At 54.8% G+C, this 17,150-nt stretch carries 18 protein-coding genes; 7 read left to right on the top strand and 11 right to left on the bottom strand.

The window, feature by feature from the left end; translation table 11 throughout:
• Positions 1–209: 209 nt before the first annotated feature.
• The 4 genes from RBB62_RS16970 to RBB62_RS16955 form a co-directional block, all read right to left on the bottom strand.
• Positions 210–1,253, bottom strand: coding sequence for a type III polyketide synthase (locus RBB62_RS16970; RefSeq protein ID WP_309400307.1), 1,044 nt, complete (start codon positions 1,251–1,253; stop codon positions 210–212).
• Positions 1,254–1,277: 24 nt separating this feature from the next.
• Positions 1,278–2,003 (bottom strand): NAD(P)/FAD-dependent oxidoreductase, encoded by a 726-nt coding sequence (locus tag RBB62_RS16965; protein ID WP_309400306.1) that lies wholly within the window; start codon positions 2,001–2,003, stop codon positions 1,278–1,280.
• 284 nt (positions 2,004–2,287) lie between these two features.
• Positions 2,288–2,938 carry a class I SAM-dependent methyltransferase gene (locus RBB62_RS16960; RefSeq protein WP_309400305.1) on the bottom strand — a complete coding sequence of 217 codons (651 nt, stop codon included), beginning with the start codon at positions 2,936–2,938 and terminating at the stop codon, positions 2,288–2,290.
• 55 nt (positions 2,939–2,993) lie between these two features.
• Entirely contained in the window at positions 2,994–4,544 is a 1,551-nt protein-coding gene (locus tag RBB62_RS16955) for a sodium:solute symporter family transporter (protein WP_309400304.1), read from the bottom strand.
• A 358-nt stretch (positions 4,545–4,902) separates the two neighbouring features.
• Between RBB62_RS16955 and RBB62_RS16950 the strand changes: the two genes are divergently transcribed.
• Complete coding sequence (locus tag RBB62_RS16950) at positions 4,903–5,376, top strand: type II secretion system protein (RefSeq protein ID WP_309400303.1); 474 nt, start codon at positions 4,903–4,905, stop codon at positions 5,374–5,376.
• Here the strand turns inward: RBB62_RS16950 and RBB62_RS16945 are convergent.
• The 3 genes from RBB62_RS16945 to RBB62_RS16935 form a co-directional block, all read right to left on the bottom strand.
• A complete protein-coding gene (locus RBB62_RS16945; protein WP_309400302.1) occupies positions 5,363–5,569 on the bottom strand; it encodes a hypothetical protein in 207 nt (68 codons plus the stop codon). The two genes, RBB62_RS16950 and RBB62_RS16945, sit on opposite strands and share 14 nt — an antisense overlap.
• Entirely contained in the window at positions 5,566–6,042 is a 477-nt protein-coding gene (gene ruvX / locus RBB62_RS16940; RefSeq protein WP_309400301.1) for a Holliday junction resolvase RuvX, read from the bottom strand. Before ruvX ends, RBB62_RS16945 begins: the two co-directional genes overlap by 4 nt.
• Before the next feature lie 222 nt (positions 6,043–6,264).
• The gene (locus RBB62_RS16935) at positions 6,265–7,359 is read right to left on the bottom strand and encodes a mannose-1-phosphate guanylyltransferase (protein ID WP_309400300.1); all 1,095 of its coding nucleotides are present in this window, start codon (positions 7,357–7,359) and stop codon (positions 6,265–6,267) included.
• A 620-nt stretch (positions 7,360–7,979) separates the two neighbouring features.
• On the opposite strand from RBB62_RS16935, the gene RBB62_RS16930 reads away from it, so the two are divergent.
• Positions 7,980–8,693 (top strand): hypothetical protein, encoded by a 714-nt coding sequence (locus RBB62_RS16930; protein ID WP_309400299.1) that lies wholly within the window; start codon positions 7,980–7,982, stop codon positions 8,691–8,693.
• Between the two features lie 93 nt (positions 8,694–8,786).
• Entirely contained in the window at positions 8,787–9,932 is a 1,146-nt protein-coding gene (gene moeB / locus RBB62_RS16925; RefSeq protein WP_309400298.1) for a molybdopterin-synthase adenylyltransferase MoeB, read from the top strand.
• A 226-nt stretch (positions 9,933–10,158) separates the two neighbouring features.
• Here moeB and RBB62_RS16920 read toward each other — a convergent pair whose 3' ends face one another.
• From RBB62_RS16920 to RBB62_RS16910, 3 genes are read right to left on the bottom strand one after another with little or no spacing between them, the layout of a single operon-like run.
• Positions 10,159–10,944 (bottom strand): heme ABC transporter ATP-binding protein, encoded by a 786-nt coding sequence (locus RBB62_RS16920; RefSeq protein WP_309400297.1) that lies wholly within the window; start codon positions 10,942–10,944, stop codon positions 10,159–10,161.
• 2 nt (positions 10,945–10,946) lie between these two features.
• Complete coding sequence (locus RBB62_RS16915; protein ID WP_309400296.1) at positions 10,947–12,005, bottom strand: FecCD family ABC transporter permease; 1,059 nt, start codon at positions 12,003–12,005, stop codon at positions 10,947–10,949.
• A gap of 39 nt (positions 12,006–12,044) precedes the next feature.
• A complete protein-coding gene (locus tag RBB62_RS16910) occupies positions 12,045–12,956 on the bottom strand; it encodes a heme/hemin ABC transporter substrate-binding protein (RefSeq protein WP_309400295.1) in 912 nt (303 codons plus the stop codon).
• A 55-nt stretch (positions 12,957–13,011) separates the two neighbouring features.
• On the opposite strand from RBB62_RS16910, the gene RBB62_RS16905 reads away from it, so the two are divergent.
• From RBB62_RS16905 to RBB62_RS16890, 4 genes are all read left to right on the top strand, one after another.
• On the top strand, positions 13,012–14,049 hold the full coding sequence (locus RBB62_RS16905) for a hemin-degrading factor (protein WP_309400294.1): 1,038 nt from the start codon (positions 13,012–13,014) through the stop codon (positions 14,047–14,049).
• Positions 14,050–14,155: 106 nt separating this feature from the next.
• Positions 14,156–14,818, top strand: a complete 663-nt coding sequence (locus tag RBB62_RS16900; protein ID WP_309400293.1) for a PEP-CTERM sorting domain-containing protein — start codon at positions 14,156–14,158, stop codon at positions 14,816–14,818.
• Between the two features lie 141 nt (positions 14,819–14,959).
• A complete protein-coding gene (locus tag RBB62_RS16895) occupies positions 14,960–16,195 on the top strand; it encodes an InlB B-repeat-containing protein (protein WP_309400291.1) in 1,236 nt (411 codons plus the stop codon).
• Positions 16,196–16,200: 5 nt separating this feature from the next.
• Positions 16,201–17,007, top strand: coding sequence for a prepilin-type N-terminal cleavage/methylation domain-containing protein (locus RBB62_RS16890; RefSeq protein WP_309400290.1), 807 nt, complete (start codon positions 16,201–16,203; stop codon positions 17,005–17,007).
• On the opposite strand, the gene RBB62_RS16885 is transcribed toward RBB62_RS16890, so the two are convergent.
• On the bottom strand, positions 16,963–17,150 hold a 188-nt coding region (locus RBB62_RS16885; protein ID WP_309400289.1), incomplete at its 5' end, for a hypothetical protein. The two genes, RBB62_RS16890 and RBB62_RS16885, sit on opposite strands and share 45 nt — an antisense overlap.

Here is a 17,150-nt window from a genome sequence, read left to right as displayed (position 1 = left end):
CCCAAGCGTTCTCAGCCCGGACCGAAGCGTTTTATCACCAAACCAAATCGATCCAGCGCCAAACCTAATCGTTCTTGTGCCAAACCTAAGCGTTCCTGCGCGAAACCTGCTTGGCCCCGCCGAAAACCAAAGCAATTCAGGCAAGGATTGGCTCGAATTATTCGCAGCACGCCTGAAGACGCTATCTCTGTCGATGCTCAACTGACTGGCTAGAGATAACATGAAAAATGCTCCAGCGCCATTCGACAAGCATGTGCGGCAAAACCAGCCCCAAAACTCGTCAACCAGAGATCGTCCACATCATCTGGCTTGGCCAGTTGAGCTTCCAGCGCCATCAGCACGGATGGGCTACTGACATTGCCGTATTGTCGCAGGACTGACTCACTCTCAGCCAGTTTCTGACCAGGCAGCACCTCGCGCAGGGCCTCAATGACGTCCCGCCCACCAGCGTGCGCCACCACTTTTCCCGTTGGCTGCTGCCGTTCATAAAGCGTACGGACAGCCTCCCCTGCCCGTTGTGGCACGGTGAGGTCAAGCTGGTTGCGCAGGAATCCCTCGTGGTTAACAAAGCGAAGCAGCTCGCGATTTTCCGGCTGGTGAATGGTGTCGAAATCTGTCATCCGCCAAGCGTTCTCCCCGGGCGGGTTTCCGGTCCAAATGCTGGCGCTGGCGCCATCGCCAAATAAGCACAACGAGACGAGGACCCCCGGGTCGTCATTGACAAAGAAAGCCGCCGAACATATCTCCACCGCGATCACGCCAATCTTCGCCTTGGGATTAGCCGCCAGGAAGCCCGCAGCATTGCGCAAAGTGGGAATTGCGGCGCCGCAGCCCAACCCTACCAGATCCTGTAGGTAGCAATCACCGCGCAAGCCGAGTTGCTCAGCTACATAACTGGACACGCCGGGGCAAAGATAGCCGGTGCAGGTGCACACAATCAGCGCATCCAAATCCTTGGCGCGAAGTTTTGCCTGCTCCAGGGCACCACGTAGCGCATCCCCCGCCAAAGCCGGTGCCGAACGCTGAAAGTCTTCATTGAGCGCCTGTGGCGTGCGCGAAAACAGCTGGCTCATGTCGTCAATGGCAAAGTGCCGCTTATCAATGCCGTTTTGGTTGTTAAGGATACGGTCAAGCAGGTAGCCGCTACGTGGGGTCAGCTTGGACAACACATCTGACTGCTGGATAATTTCCCAACAGTCTGATTGGGTGTAGCTTTGCGTTGGAACACGGCTGGCGAGGCTGAGTAAATACATAGGTGGCAGAGTGTAGCGGCAGCGTTAATGCGTTAATCTGAAGAGCAATCCAAAAGGCAGACAGCCGCCCTCTGCAAGCTTGGCGAGGCACCCCTGCTTGCTGGGTGACAAGAGCCAGGGGTGCAACCAGCGCGCAATCCTGCGCCTCCGGTTAAATGCGGCGTGAAGTCGATCATTGATCACGGCAACCGTGGAGTTCCATTCTGCCCTGCCCGCAGAATAGTCGGTCAGTGGATCAGCAGCCAGTGCTGCGCTTTCCAGCGCCATAGCCATACCATTGCCGGTAAAGGGTGCGATGAGCCCAGACTGATCCCCCAATCGAATGACCCCGTCGGTCGGACGATGGGCGTAGGAAAGCGCCGTCACTCCAACGGCGCTTTGCGGGTCGGGCTCTCCACCGTGCAGGCGCTCAGCGAGCTGAGCCAATCCACAGGCATCGAGGTACGCTGGCAGTTGATCCACACGGCCTGCCGCACGAACCTTGCGCATTTTAAAAAGTCCGCAAACGTTCACGCGGGTTCCTTCCACCGGACAAACGCCAACATAAGCCTGCTCGCCCAAATGCACCTCAAGATCCGCAGCCGTATCCAGCTTCAGGCAATGCAATTTTAAGCCGATCCAATCACTCTGGCAGCGGATGCGTCCACTGGCCCACACCATGCCTGGTTCATGCTCGGAGCCACGGTAGCGCGAGTGCGTTAGAAGCTCGCCTCCCAGGCCCGTAAAGCTCTCTGCGAGCCGTTTATCCAAGGCGTATCTTGAGATGCCATAAGCTAATGCTGGTAGGCGACGTTGAAACACCTGCCGACTTCGGTACTGCCAAGCCGTATTCCGAAGTGGGCGTGCATCGGCAAGGCAATCTGCAATGCCCAGCTGTGTGAAGATTTCCGTTCTCGCCCCAGCAATAAATTCACCACACACCCGGTGCCGAGGGTATGCGCTGGCCTCGTGCAACGTGACCGGCACGCATCGATTTCGCAATGCAATCCCCAAGCTGAGCCCAGCCAAGCCCCCGCCAACTATGGTCACAGGTTTCACGCCTTGGCCTTTCGCTGTGCAAGCAAACGATACGAACCAAGAAACGTCTCCTTGAGCTCAAGTTTCCATTCGTCAGCCAGGCCTAGGGCCTCCACTAATTCCTGACGGCGAAAGCCGCCCTCAATGCTGACCCGACCGTCGTAGCGAGTTACGTCACAAATCACTGGGTAAAGAAGCCGTAATTGCCAAAGATGCAGTGGACGCCGCAAAGTCTCGTTGAAAGCCAACATGCGGATGCCCGATGCATTAATTTTTCGGCCTATATCAGCCAATGCGACATCACTAAAATGATGCAAAATAAAATTGCCCATGAGGACATCCACACCGGCGTAATCGAGCTCCAGCAAATCTTTGCAGCACCAGTTAAATTCATCAGGCAAACCATCGGGACGCTGCGCAAAATCGATGCCCGTGTAAGCGCCGATGGCACACAGGTGCTCGGCGAGCATCAAGGCGAGCTCCCCTTTGCCTGCGCCCAGCTCCATCATATGGTCAGTAGGTTGAACACGTGGAAACACCTGGCGCCGAAACCAACTTGGGTTACGCATCAAGGCGTTTATCAGCGTCAAGTCTCGACGCGTCTGGTCAATGCGCGGATCATGACAGGGCAAGGAATCCAGTATTTCCGGTTGCACGATACGCTTCATTAACACAAGCGCAGTTAACTTGCACCAACGCAAAGTTGCAAGCACCGCCACGGAATTAAATTACGCTTAACAGAACGGCAACCAGCACACCGTAAATCGTTAAAATGACCACCCGCTGCTTGGCCTTGCTATCGAGTGAGATGCCCGTCTTTTGGGCCAGTGTGTAATGGTTCGGTCGCTGTCGATCCACTATGGCTACGCTAACGCCGACCACCCATGCGATGATAAAACCAAACACATTCCACCAAAGCCAGGAGATCGATGGCGCAAATTTCCACATCCACGCGTTGCTCGCTATGCCAATCACCAAACCTGCAATGGCCGCCCGAGGGCCAATGAAGCGTGTCAGCAGCCCCATAGTAAACAACGCCAACAGCGGCCCATTGAGCAGTGAGCCAACTTTGTTAACCGACTCAACCACCGTCTCTGCGATATCGCCCACATAAAACGAAAACACCAGACACAATATGCCCCAGAACACCGTGGTTAGCTTCGATAAAATCAACTCTTGCCGATCGCTTAGCGGGCGTGGCGTCAGCCGATGAATGAAGTCCTGCATTGAAACGGCGCTCATAGAGTTGAGCGTAGAATCCAGTGACGACATCGCAGCGCCCAGGATGCCCACCATCATTAGGCCAATCATACCCGTCGGAAATTGATGCAGTACGAAAACTGGCACCGCGAGGTTCAGGTCAGGCTCCCCGGGCTTGTCCGGGTTGAGCTTTAACTGATTGAGGAACTCCGGATGCAGCTCGGCAAAAGCCCCAATTGCAACGCCAAGCAAACAATATGCCGCCACCAACGGAAAGCGTAGCAAGCCGCCAATGAAAAGCGCGCGGCTGGTCTCCTCCGGGCTGCGGGTTGAGAGGCTGCGCTGAGCCTGCGTTTGGTCACAACCATAGTAGGCCATGTACAGAAAAAATCCGCCCAATAGCATTGGCCAAAACGCAAAGGTTTGCCCGTCCCCGAGTCCCGTTCCACGAAAATCCACCGCCTGAATCCGCTCGGGTGGAATGGCAGCCATTGTGCTCCCCCACCCGCCATTCACGTGCAAAGCAACGAACACCGCCGCGATCACCGAACCGAAAATCAGGATGATTTGTATCACGTCCGACCAGATCACTGCCTTCATTCCCCCGAGAAAATCATAGATAATCGTCGCCGCCATCAGCATGAGCGCCGCCATGAGGAAGTCCACTTGCAGCACGCGGCCAATCATCAAACTTACGCCATAAATCGTCACCCCAGTCGCAAAGGCGCGCAGCACCAGAAACAGGCCAGACAACAGCAACCGAGCGCTCAAGTCGTAACGATCCTCAATGTATTGATAGACGGAAATGAGGTTTAGTCGGCGCAAGGCGGGCATTAAAAACAAGATCAGGCCGATCATCGCAAACGGCACGCCCAACTCGTATTGTAGCCATAGCAGGCCACCATTAAACGCCACAAACGCCGGCACGCCGAGCAAGCTGTTTGTCGAGCACTGAGTCGCCATCGTCGAAAGCGCAATCGCCCACGGCCCCGAACTATTGCCGCCCAGGTAATAATCCTTACGATTGTGTTGCCCTCGCGAAAGCCACGCGCTCAACGCAATCAGTCCAATCAAATAGGCAAAAATAATTACCCAGTCCAGCGGTCCAAAATTGCCGTTGCTAAACTCCATTGAGGCGCACCGTAGAGTGATTGGGCTTGTTCGACAATGAACTTTTGCCCCTTGCGGACAATTAGCTCGGGAGTGCCCGGGGATGAAAGTTATTAATGATACGCGTGAAAATGAATGCAGCACTCACTTTCGGCTAAAGGCTACTACCCGACGGTGATAGATTCATTTACCAGATCCTACCTAAGCCCATAGGGAACCTTTAGAGGTATTCATATGAATTAAATATTAATCATTAAGCTGAGGAATCAGCGGCCTACAATTCACTTCAATAAATTGGTCATTATGATATGTTATATTCACTATGAAAGCAACACGCAGAGAGTCGACCGGATTCACACTAGTGGAAATTATGGTCGTCGTGGTGTTGATTGGCTTACTGGCGGTCATGGCCATGCCCGCGTTTGCACGCGTCAGGCAGGCAGCCCAAAACACACGCTTTATGAACGACGCGCGTCAGTTCAGCGGCGCCATCGACACTTACATGCTCGAAGTCGGACTGCCCCCCGAAGACTTCAGTTCGGGCGAGGTTGGATCGCCGCTCGATGAATACATCAAGCCCAGTGATTTCCTTACACAGCCGAGCATTGGCGGAGTCTGGGACATTGAAGGCGATGACGGCGGGCTCTTCTATGCCGCTGTGGGCGTCGATGACTTCACCTGTAGCATGGAGCAAATCCAGGACATCGACGATAAATTCGACGACGGCGACACGTCCACCGGCAAGCTCCAGCTAGCCGACGGCGGCTCCCGCTACTACTGGGTCATCGAGGAATAATCCGCCACACCTGCGCGCGGCCGCGACGCTCCGTCCGGTCCAGCGCAATGTCGGCCTCCAGACACCGCGTCCACTCGGGGCAAGCCCGCGCGTAGGGCAAGTCCGCCGCCGCTTTCAACTCACGCCAAGTCAACCCGCCCGGCGCTTGTTGGAGCTCGCTTTGCACACGCGTCTTAAATTCCAGATAGGTCATTCGTCGTCCCAATCGGGCAACAGCGGCGCCATGCCGCCATCCAGATAATCCTGTAAGATCAATGCCGCCGCACGCGAGTCCAAATTGCCGCTGCGGCGCTCTTCCTGCTTCGCCTTGACGGACTTCTTGGAGCGGCTTTTCTTGGGCTTATTCGTCCGCATCTGCGCCTCGGCCGCCTGCGAAGTCAGGCGCTCGTCGGTGCGGTGAATCGGCAAACCGAACTTCGCCTCCAGCTCACCAATAAACGCATCCACTTCCTTGGCTTTAAAGCCGACCGAGCCATCCATGTTATACGGATAACCCACGACCAACGCGCCGATGCGGCGCTGCTTGATCTCCTGCGCGATGTGCACCATCCGCGCCTCCTTGGTCGGCTCGACAGCAGCAGGAATCGGTACAGCGAGGCACACCTCATCGTCGCCCGCGCTCAGGCCGATGCGTTTCTCCCCGTAGTCAATACCAAGGTAGTTCATGGCCACCGTTATCTAATCACGTCCGTTGCAAATCAACTGAAATTGGCAACGCAGTTTTGAACTACAGATAGCGCAGATGAACGCAGATCCACTCCAATGTCTTTCATGAAAATTGAGCACGTTTACCAATCATCTGCGTTCATCTGCGCTATCTGTAGTTCAAAAAAATGCGCCGGAGTCAGCATCCCCGGCGCATTCAAAGGTTCGTTGCAGTCTCAAGCGCTACATCAGCTTCTTCCAGACTTCGTGGGCGCCGAGCTCCTTCACGAGGGCCTTGATTTCCTGCGCCTTTTCTTTGGGGCAGATCAAGGTCGCGTCCGGCGTGCGGACCGCGATCAAGTCGTCCACGCCGACGAGCGCCACGAGGTGGCCGTCGCTGTTTTCGCTGAGCACGATATTGCCACTGCCCTGCTCGACCCAACCGTCGCCCTTGACGACATTACCCGCATCGTCCTTCGGGTGGTGGTTGGCCACGGCTGGCCAGGAGCCGACGTCGTCCCAATCGAAAGCCGATGGCAGGGTCACCACGTTGTCAGCTTTTTCCATGAGCGCGAAGTCGATGGAGATCTTTTCAAAAGTCGGATATTCGCGGGCAAGAAGCGCATCGATCGGCTCCTTGGCGGCGAGCGCGGACTTCACCTTTTCCAGCGAAGCATAGAGGCTCGGCGAATGCGCGGCAAAGCCAGCGTCGATCGTGGAAACGCTCCACACAAACATGCCGGCGTTCCAGTAGTATTCGCCGCTGGACACGTATTCCTCGGCGGTGGCGAGGTCGGGCTTTTCAACGAAGCGCTGAACCTTGAAGACGGGCTGCTCGTCGATGGTCGCGTATTGCTCGCCCTTGTGGACGTAGCCAAAACCGGTCGCTGGATAAGTCGGCTCGACACCCACGGTGACGAGCACCGGGTCTTGCTCGGCGGCCTGGAAAGCAGCGCCCAGCACGCGGCGGAATCCAGCAGCGTCGTGAATCACGGCATCGGCCGGCAGCATGGCGAACACGCCTTGCGGATCACGCGCGCGGACCAGCTCCATTGCCAGGCCTACGGCGGGTGCGGTATCACGGCCCACGGGCTCGGCAATCACGTTTTCCGGCGGCAGCATTGGGCACACTTCGATCACGGCGTCGCGCTGCTCAGCGTTGGTGATGATCATCACGTTCTCCATCGGCGCGAGTCCTTCGAGGCGCTCAATGGTCTGCGTGAGCATGGGCTTGGACCCCACGATTGGCAGCAGGTGCTTGGGGCGGCGTAAACGACTTTGCGGCCAGAAGCGCTCACCGCGTCCTCCAGCCATGATGACAACAAACTTTTCGGGCATGAGTCCCTACCATGCGCAAGCCCGGCCATTGATCAACTCCTTCCTGAAAATTTCGCCGACACGGCTATTCGCGGCGTAAAACCGCTTCCACGCATGAATGATTATAGCCGTGAGGCAACGAGCATTCATTTTGAGCACCAAAGGCGTGGCCTAAGGCTGCGGACATTCAACTGCTCGCGCAACAAGGTAGGGACGGTTGCCTCAACCGTCCGCCACGCATGAATGCCGAACTGATGAAACCGGACGGTTGAGGGCAACCGTCCCTACCTCTAAGAGGGCGTCTAAAAAGTCTGATCGAGTCGGCGAGATGTATTCGAGAGGCAAAATTCCGACTTCTGAATCGAGGCGAAACCAGTTTCGTCGAGATGAAGAAATGATATTTTGACCTCGAAGACGCTCTCCGGCGAAGACCACTTGAGCTTTTAGACGCCCTCTAAGGACTGTTTTCATGCTACGATCTTCTCCCCCCCTAGCGCCAGCGTTCTCCCTACCCAAATCAGCCGCGCTACGGAAAAAAATCTGATTTTCGAAAACTTCGCTTGCACGAAGTGTGAACATTATAAAACAATTGAAAATCTGTAATTGATCAAAATTATCAATGTGCTAAAGTGGTTTTTATTATGAGATACGCCTTCTCTCTCTGCATCCTCTCCTTCCTCGTTCTTTGCTGCTCTGCGCAAGCCAGAGAATGGTATCGCGAATTCACCAGCCAAAGTGGACAAACAATGAACGCGCGCCCCGTCGCCGTCATTGGGCAAAACATCCGAATCAAGCGGGATGATGGTGCCGAGTTTACTGTGGCCCCCGACATTTTCTCGGAGAAAGATCAGAAGTTTCTCAAAGAATGGCGCCTGACGTTTCTCATGGATCAGGGGCGCCTGCTCAAAATCAACACCAAAGAAGGCGGTACGCGCAAGGAGCGTAGCCAAGACGGCGGCATTGAAAGTTGGGATTGGAACGGCTACTATGAAATCACCCTTGAGAACAGCAGCGACATCGACCTTAAAAACGTCCGGGTAGAATACGTCTTTTTCAAATTCGACGACCAAATCGCCGCAGACAGCCGTAAGGACGGTGACTACAAGAAGCAAGAGGGCGAATACAACATCAATTTCCTTTCCGCACGCAAAAGCATCACCACTTCGACTGAGCGCATCGCGATGCAAAAGACAGAGCTCGATGCAGGCTACTATTGGGTCGGTGGCGGGGCCAAAAAATCCATGGATAAACTGCTGGGCATCAGCATGAAGATCTACGTTGGCGATCAACTGATCGCCCGTTACGCCTCGCCTAAGGATATTCTGGATAAGGTTCGCACTAACTCGTCCCGCTAGGGAGCACTGACTCTATAGGTCGATTAGTGCACACTCCCTGTCGATCATTAAAATCCCTTTGCAAACGCTTCATTGCGCGCTTCACTGTGGCGCATGTCCCTGACACCGGAGCAAATTTCCCGATACTCGCGCCACGTGCGCCTGCCACAAGTGGGCCTTCCCGGCCAGGAAAAGCTGACTGGCGCGCGCGTGCTGATCATTGGGCTTGGCGGTCTCGGCAGCCCGGCCTCGCTTTACCTCGCCGCTGCTGGCGTGGGCGCGATGGGCCTAGCCGAGTTTGACCAGGTCGAAGCGCACAACCTGCAACGACAGATTGCCCACGGCGACGCCGATGTCGGCCAACCCAAGCTCGACTCCGGCATGGCCTCGCTGCGCGCGATTAACCCGCACATCGAGTTGATCCCCCACCCTGGCGGCATCACCGTTGACAACGCCGTGGAGCTCATCAGCCAATATGACATCGTCGTCGACGGCTCGGATAACTTCCCGACGCGCTACCTCGTCAACGACGCCGCGTTCTTTGCGGGCAAACCGCTCGTTTACGGCAGCGTTTTCCAGTTTGAGGGCCAGGTATCGCTCTTTGAGCCCCAGGCTGGCGGCCCATGCTACCGTTGCCTCTTCCCGACCATGCCCGAGCCCGGCACGGTGCCCAACTGCGAGGAAGCCGGCGTGTTCGGCGCACTGTGCGGCGTGATCGGCAGCTACCAGTCGATGGAGGCAATCAAGCGCCTCATGGGTATTGGCGATAGCCTCCTGGGCCGCCTGCTCGTCGTCGATAGCCTGGCCCAGCGGCACCGCACGCTTAAGCTCAAGCCCGACCCCGAGTGCCCGCTCTGTGGCACCCACCCGAGCATCACAGAAATTTCTGCCGCCAATTACGAGTGGTCTTGCGCCGAGCCCGAAGCGGCGCCAGAAAGTGTCTCCATGGAAATTACGGTTCAAGAGGCGCATGCCCTGCTACAGCAAGCCAGACCACCCGCCGTGCTCGATGTCCGCGAAGACTTCGAAGTGGCCATCGCCAAGATCGACGGCGCGATTGAAATCCCCCTCGGTCAGCTTACCCAGCGCTACGGGGAACTCAACGCCAGCGAACCGCTGCTCGTATATTGCCACCACGGCATGCGCAGCCTACGCGCCACGGAATTCCTCCGCTCCAAGGGTGTGGACGGGGCCGTGAGCGTTAAGGGAGGCATCGACGCCTGGGCGCTCGAAATCCAGCCCGGTATGGCGCGTTATTAATTCACACCATTTAGTAATAACCGATCTTTAGGCCGTTTGCGTTGTTTCGCAGGCGGCTTTTTCATGCCGACATTGCCTGCATTGGCGCCAAAAGTTTGCTTTAGATGCCATGAAATGACCCCATATTGGCCAAAAAAGTGCATAAAAGTATTGGTTCTAAATAGCCAATTTCCGCAAGTAGTTAATAATCAGCAACTTACATGAAATCGACCTCAAATGGCGTTTTTCACTTCAGCAAAGTCGCAATAACGCGTTGGCCATCCTGCTCAATCAGTGTCGCATTAACGCCAAAAACATCGCCTACCACCTCGGCCGTCAGCGCGGTTTCGACGGTCCCCGCTGCGCGAACCATACCATCGAACATGACCACACAAGAATCCGCATAGGCCAACGCGAGGTTGAAATCATGGAGAATGCAGGCCACGCCCACACCCTTGTCGGCCAGGCGGCGCGCCTCGCGCAGGCAGGTGTGTTGATGCGAAATATCAAGGTTGTTCGTTGGCTCATCCAGCATCAGGTAGGTGCTTTCACCGCTGGCTTTTTCTCCGGGCCAGACTTGCGCCAAGCAACGCGCCAGCTGCACGCGTTGACGTTCGCCACCAGACAAACTCATGTAGTGCCGATCAGCAAAATGCTTGATGTCCGCCCACTCCATCGCCAGCTCTACCACGCTTTCTTCGTCGGTGCTTTTATCGGCCTTGGCATGCGGCAAACGTCCCATTTCCACGACCTCGCGGACCATGAAATTAAATCCCAGTTGCGAGGTCTGCGGGAGCACTGCGCGGCGCTTAGCCAGCGTGTTTGCACTGTAGTCCTTAAGCGGTTTGCCATCAAGCGTGACCGTGCCTGACTCCGGTGCCACGCTACCGCTGAGCAGGCGGAAAAGCGAGGTCTTGCCCGCTCCATTAGGCCCCAGCAAGGCAATTACTTTACCCGGTTCGATCGCCACCGTGACTTGGTCAACCACCGTCCTGCGACCATAGGAAAAGGAAACTTTATCGGCTTTCAACATGGCTAAATGCTCATTTCCTTTCTGGATTTGAGGAGTAACATCAGGAAGAACGGGCCGCCGATCAGCGACGTCAAAATGCCGATTTGCAACTCCGCCGGTGCCGCAACCGTGCGCGCCAGAGTATCGGCAATCAGCAGCAAAATCGCCCCGCAAAGCGCACTAGCTGGTAGCAGGAAACGGTGGTCCGGCCCAAAGCTCAGACGGATAATATGAGGTGCCACCAAGCCAATAAAACCAATGCCACCCGTGAACCCCACCGTCACGCCCACCATCAGCGCACTGACCACGATTGCGATGCGCTTCACTTTGGGCACGTCGACGCCCAAGTGGTAGGCCTCCAACTCTCCAAACAAGAATGCGTTCAGCGGCTTGCCAAGCCATAGCGCGGCAACCAGGCAAGGCAATAGCACCAGCGCAGTAATTCCGACTACCGGCCAAAGCACGCCATTAAGACTCCCCAGGCTCCAGAAAGTAAAGGATTGCAGCTGCTCAGCGGTCGCAATTTGCGTGACTGCGAGGCCAATCAAAGCGCCGCCAATGGCGTTGATCGCGATGCCGGTCAACAGCATGGAGGCCACATTGATACGCCCGCCGATGCGCGAAAGTTGGTAGATTAAAAATGTAATGCCTACACCGCCAACCATTGCGCATATCGGTGTCGCAGCATACATCAGCCAATCGCCGGTTAGCCCGATGTAAGGAAGCACGATGATTGACACCACTGCGCCCATTGCCGAGCCGCTGGAAACGCCGATCAGCCCGGGGTCCGCCAGTGGGTTGCGGAACAGCCCCTGCATCAATGCGCCCGCCACTGCCAAACCCGCCCCCACAAGCATCGCCATCACAATGCGCGGCATGCGGAGATTCCAGATGATCGGGTCCGCCCAAGAGCGGTCGTCGACCGCCACAAAGAGGATACGGTCACGGATAACTTGCCAGATTTCTCCCCATGTGGACTTCAACGGGCCAATGTTTAGCGCCACGACACCCAGCACGAGCATGATCGTGACCAAGGCGACGTGTATCCAGATACGACGCTTTTCGGGGATGCGCAAGGGCATGATGCTTAACTAGAACGTGCTCTGAGATGAACGCAAAAGCTATTTCGCAACTTCGGCCAAATGAGCATTCCAACGCTGCACAGCATCGCCTAAACGAGGCCCGAAGGAAAGGTCATCCAACGGCACCGCGTAGATGGCATTGTTTTTCACCGCCTTAATCCCCGCTAAACCCGGGAGCTGACGCATCGCCTCGACGCTTTCCGGCGTCGCACCATGCCCATCCGACACGCCCACAAAGATCACGTCGGGGTCCGTCTTTATCAGTGACTCGATCGACATCACTTGAAAATTCGAGAAATCGACGACGCTTTCGCCCCCCGCCAATTCAATCAGCTCTGCGCCGCGAGTGTCCTTCCCGCCCGCGCGACCACCACCACTCGAGCTCGGAGGAGCCAGGAAAAAGACAGCCGTCGGCTTGTTGCTCCACTGCTTCGCAGTATCTGCAGATTCAGCTAATTTGGCGCGCACCTCCAGGATTATTTCCTCCGCTTTTGCGGATTTGCCCAACTTTTTGCCTATTGTCCTCAAGCCGTTTTCCAAGGCTGCAAGGCTCTTTGGCTCAGGAATCCATACCATCGGAGCGCCCATCTGCTTGAGCATTTTCTTAGCAGCCGGCGGCCCCAGTGTTTCGGTTGCAACGATCAAATCCGGACGCATCGACAGAATGCCTTCGGGAGTAATATTGCGGATATAGCCCACTTGAGGCAAGTCACGCACCTTAGCAGGATAAGTGCTGGAAAGGTCAACGGCCACAACGTCATCCCCACCACCTAGAGCAAAAACAATCTCAGTTGCCGCGCCGCCGACAGTTACTATTCGCGGCTTCGCATCAGCTAAAAGCACAACCGGTGCCAGCGTGATTACTAAAAGAAGGCTTTTCAGAAAGATCCATTGGTGAAAATGAGACATAATTTCAAAAACTTGATTTTTCCTATTGACGTGAGCAAGCATTTTTTCGCTGATGGGACTCGTTCTCAATTCCAAGCACTAATCTGCTCAATAACTCATGACCACAACCACCACATTACTCGCCGAACGCTACGCTGCATTGATTGAATCTAATCCGAAGCTACGTATGCGTGACTGCGCCGATCAGCTCGGTGTGACAGAAGGTGAGCTTGTCGCAGCCGATTGTGGCTGCAAGTCCATTCGCCTAGCCGTCGAAAGCTGGATCGATTTTATCAAAGAATTGAAGTCACTTGGCCGTGTCATGGTCCTGACTCGCAACGAACACTGTGTGCATGAGCGTAAGGGCTGTTACGAAGAAATTTCATCTCACAACGGCAAGATAGGACTGGTTGTCGGCAAGGATATCGACTTGCGCCTTTTCTTTGCAGACTGGGCTCACGCCTACGCTGTCACCGCACAAGCCAGGGGGCAAGAAATGAAGTCGATCCAGTTCTTCGATCGCTATGGCAACGCTATTCACAAGGTTTACCCGAAGGAAGAGTCCAAGATGGAACTCTATGAAGAGCTCATCTCACGCTTTAGCCACGAAGATCAGGATGCGACCATGTTGACGGAACCAGCACCTGCCAAGAAGGCCGTTATTCCAGTCGATGAAGAGCGCGCGGCAAAGTTCCTCGATGGCTGGAAGAATCTCAAGGACACGCACGATTTCTTCATGCTCATGGCAAAGAACAAGGTCAGCCGTCTGCAAGCCATGGAACTTGGCGAAGGCAAGTTCACCCGTCGCCTCGACAACGGCGTTGCCCGCACCCTGCTCGAGCAGGCTCGCGACAAGGAAATGCCAATCATGGTATTTGTGGGCAATGACTCCGCGATCCAGATCCACACAGGCACGGTCAGCAAGTTGGTCATCTTCGAAGACTGGTTCAATGTGCTCGATCCAGACTTCAACCTGCACCTGAAGGAAACCGGCATTGCCAGCGCATGGCACGTCATCAAGCCGACTGTCGATGGCGACGTCAACGCAGTCGAACTCTACGACGCCGATGGCGAGATCATTGCTCAGTTCTTCGGTGCCCGCAAGCCAGGCATCCCGGAGCGCGAGGATTGGCGCGAGCTGACCGCAAGCATCTAAATATCAGGGACGCCCTGCCCCTCAGGCGGGCGTCTCATTTTAAGTTAAAATTGAGACTGAATCCTATTTTTAATAATTAGAACAATTCCAAATAACTAACAAAGAAATGAACAAGCAACTGATCACTACTCTCGCACTTGTTGGCGCGGCTACAAGCACGATGGCCATGCTAGACATCACGCTTCCGGGCACTAACGTAGAATCCAGCTGGACGACATTAAACGCGGAAACTTACGGAAATCCCAATTACCCAGTATTTCCCACGAATGCGTATACCGACCCTTTTCTAGCACCGATTTCAGCACAAAATGGAGACACCACAGCTGAATTCACTAAGACTAGCGGAGGCGGTGTCTTTCTGCCAGAGGATGATGGCGGCGGCACTTACAACCTATTCACTCCAGGCTCATGGACAGTCTATGATACCAGCGCCATAGCCGATCTTGCCACAGTTGTTTTCCAAGTTGAAGCCAACGCAGAACTTCTTCCAACGCTCAACTATAACTCCGGCGCGCAAGCATTAAGCGCGGATTTCTCCCACGTTGGCACTGATTTCTTTGCCTACCAATGGGACTTAAGCGGCATTGGCGATGATATTACTAGCTTTGAAATCAACTGGGGTCCTAGCGGCGCTCACTACTCCATCTCGGGCCTCCAGCTCAATCAAGGCGACACCTTCGCACAAGTGGTCCCCGAGCCTCGCACTTATGCGCTCATCGCCGGTCTGGCCTGTGGCGCCCTGATTTTGATGCGTCGTCAACGACGTTAGTTAAAGCCAAGCAAGAAAACCTGCCCGCCAGCGGTTCCATGCCGTTGGCGGGCAACTTTCCACAAACCAATCATTTGCATGAAGCAAATTTTTACAGTTTTAGCTCTAATTTCGACAACGACACTCCAAGCGCAATTCCTTGTGCCAGATTTTCGTAACGGCTTCACTGATGAGGACTTTGCGTATTTCCTCGGCTTTGACGTTGCCTACACGGACGAAGATCCTGCCGACTACTCAACCCTGACGGATGAGGAGGTGAACTATCCTTTCATCGGGGGCAATGAATCCGCGTACCTCGGGCAATACGCCGCAGAGAGTGCGATTGTCACGAGCACAAACCGACTTTACACCTTTACCGATCAGACGCTGGGAATTCGTGTTTACGACAACCCCACCTACAGCCCGGGCGAGATTCTGCTTCAGGCAATGACTTATCAGGGCAGCCAGTCAACACCACTCAACGACTCGGTTAAGCTCTACTACCGGACGGAAGCTGGCGGAGACTGGATACTCTACGAAGCCGGCTACACGAATACAGTTTCAACAACTGACTCGACCAGTAATTTCTTTGTCGCCTGGGAGTGGGACACGTCCAGCCTACTCATATACGACTACTATATCCAGTTCGACTACGAGCTTGCACACTCATCCTTTGCAGCTGCTCAGCTCGACACCAGTGAAACCTATGACCAACAACTCGACGGTTACGGTCTCAACGTCGACACCAACATTCCCTATGGCTTGCTCTTTGGGTTGATTGAAAAATCACCAGAAAAGCTAATCTACGAGCCGTGGGAAACAGTCACCATCACAGCAGACCCCAACGCCAATTATGAATTCGTGAAGTGGGTTGGCGACTTTGGAGAATCCACTGACAACCCACTCGAAATTACCATAGCTGGAGAAACGGACGTCCAGCTGATTCTGGCACCTAGAGATTATACCGTCTGGCGGCAAATTGCGTTTCCATCCAATCATGGCGGCGGCATCTCCTCCTCCGACTGGGCAAAAGATAATGACTATGATGGCGACGCGCTCAGCAACGTAATGGAATACGCACTCGGAGGCGAACCTGAGAACCCTACGCAGGAAGTCTACTTTCAAACAGACATCGTTGCCGTCGATGATGTCAACTACCCAGCGATTGTCTTTCGCCAACAAGTTGCTGCCGACGACCTCACCTACAGCATTGCAGTCTCCAGTGACTTAAGCAGCTGGCTAACCAACGCAGATGTCGGCGGCCCCTACACGAGCGACCCCGAAATTATCCAGCTAAATGATGACGGCACACAACTCACCCGCGTTCGCTCCCTGACTCCCCTCGATGCAGCCACCCCCACTCCATTCATCAAAGTAAATATTAGTTTCGAGGACTGATTAGCATGAAAATACATTGCAAGCATCGCGCATTCACCTTGGTCGAAATTCTGGTCACCGTTGGGGTCGTTGGCGTTCTCTCAGCGGTCACAGTAGCGGCCGTTGGCAAGGTCAAGGAATCTGCTTACAAGGCAGGAGATGTTACGGCTGCCCGACAGTTAGTTTCTGCCTACCTGATGTACCCACAGGAACACAAGGGGCAACTGCTACCATCTAATCCCGACCCCGAAGACCGTCAGAAAGTGATCATCTACGACCACAATGGCAACCCGGTAAGCCGTGGTGTTGACTATGATCGCTACGTCTTCCGCCTGCTCCCTTATGTGGATGGCATTGACGCATTTTACCCCGGTCGCTCACAAGTGCTTCTGGATGCCATTCGCGATGATCCTTACGACGTGGCGCTCTTTCCGTCCTTCGGACTCAATGTCGAATTTATGGGTGGCGACTACGACGAATATAGCCCGAAATATGTTGGCTACGATCCAAACTACAAACTCACCACATTGAGCAAAAGCATCAATCCAAGCCAGCAGATTGTCTTTGCCTCCAGTTTCCAACACAGTGCCGAATACGAAGACGTGGTGGACTACGTCGGATTGGTCAATGTCGATGCGCCACATAAGTGGTCCAGCAGCTACAATGAAGAAATTCCGGGCAACTTCGGCAACGTACACTTGCGCTACAACCAACAAGCCATCGTCGCCAACCTAGATGGCAGCGTAGAGTTGCTGGGTGAAGAAGAGCTGCGCGACATGCGCCGATGGTCAAACGTCGCCCAAGATCGCGGTAATGCAAATTACAAACCATAGACTTTTACCAGAACCAGCATCAGCCATAATTGAAGAGGCCTTCGTCGTAGCGAAGGCCTTTTCTTGTAGTGTGGTGTCAGCGAAGTTTATCTCAAAATAATCTGTACTTTTTCGGAGAGCCCATTCATGCTCTTTTGGATGGA

This window comes from Cerasicoccus maritimus (assembly GCA_031296935.1).
GTDB lineage: Bacteria > Verrucomicrobiota > Verrucomicrobiia > Opitutales > Cerasicoccaceae > Cerasicoccus > Cerasicoccus maritimus.
The sequence above is the reverse complement of the archived record's forward strand: the minus strand, read 5'-3'. Positions and strand labels throughout refer to the sequence as shown.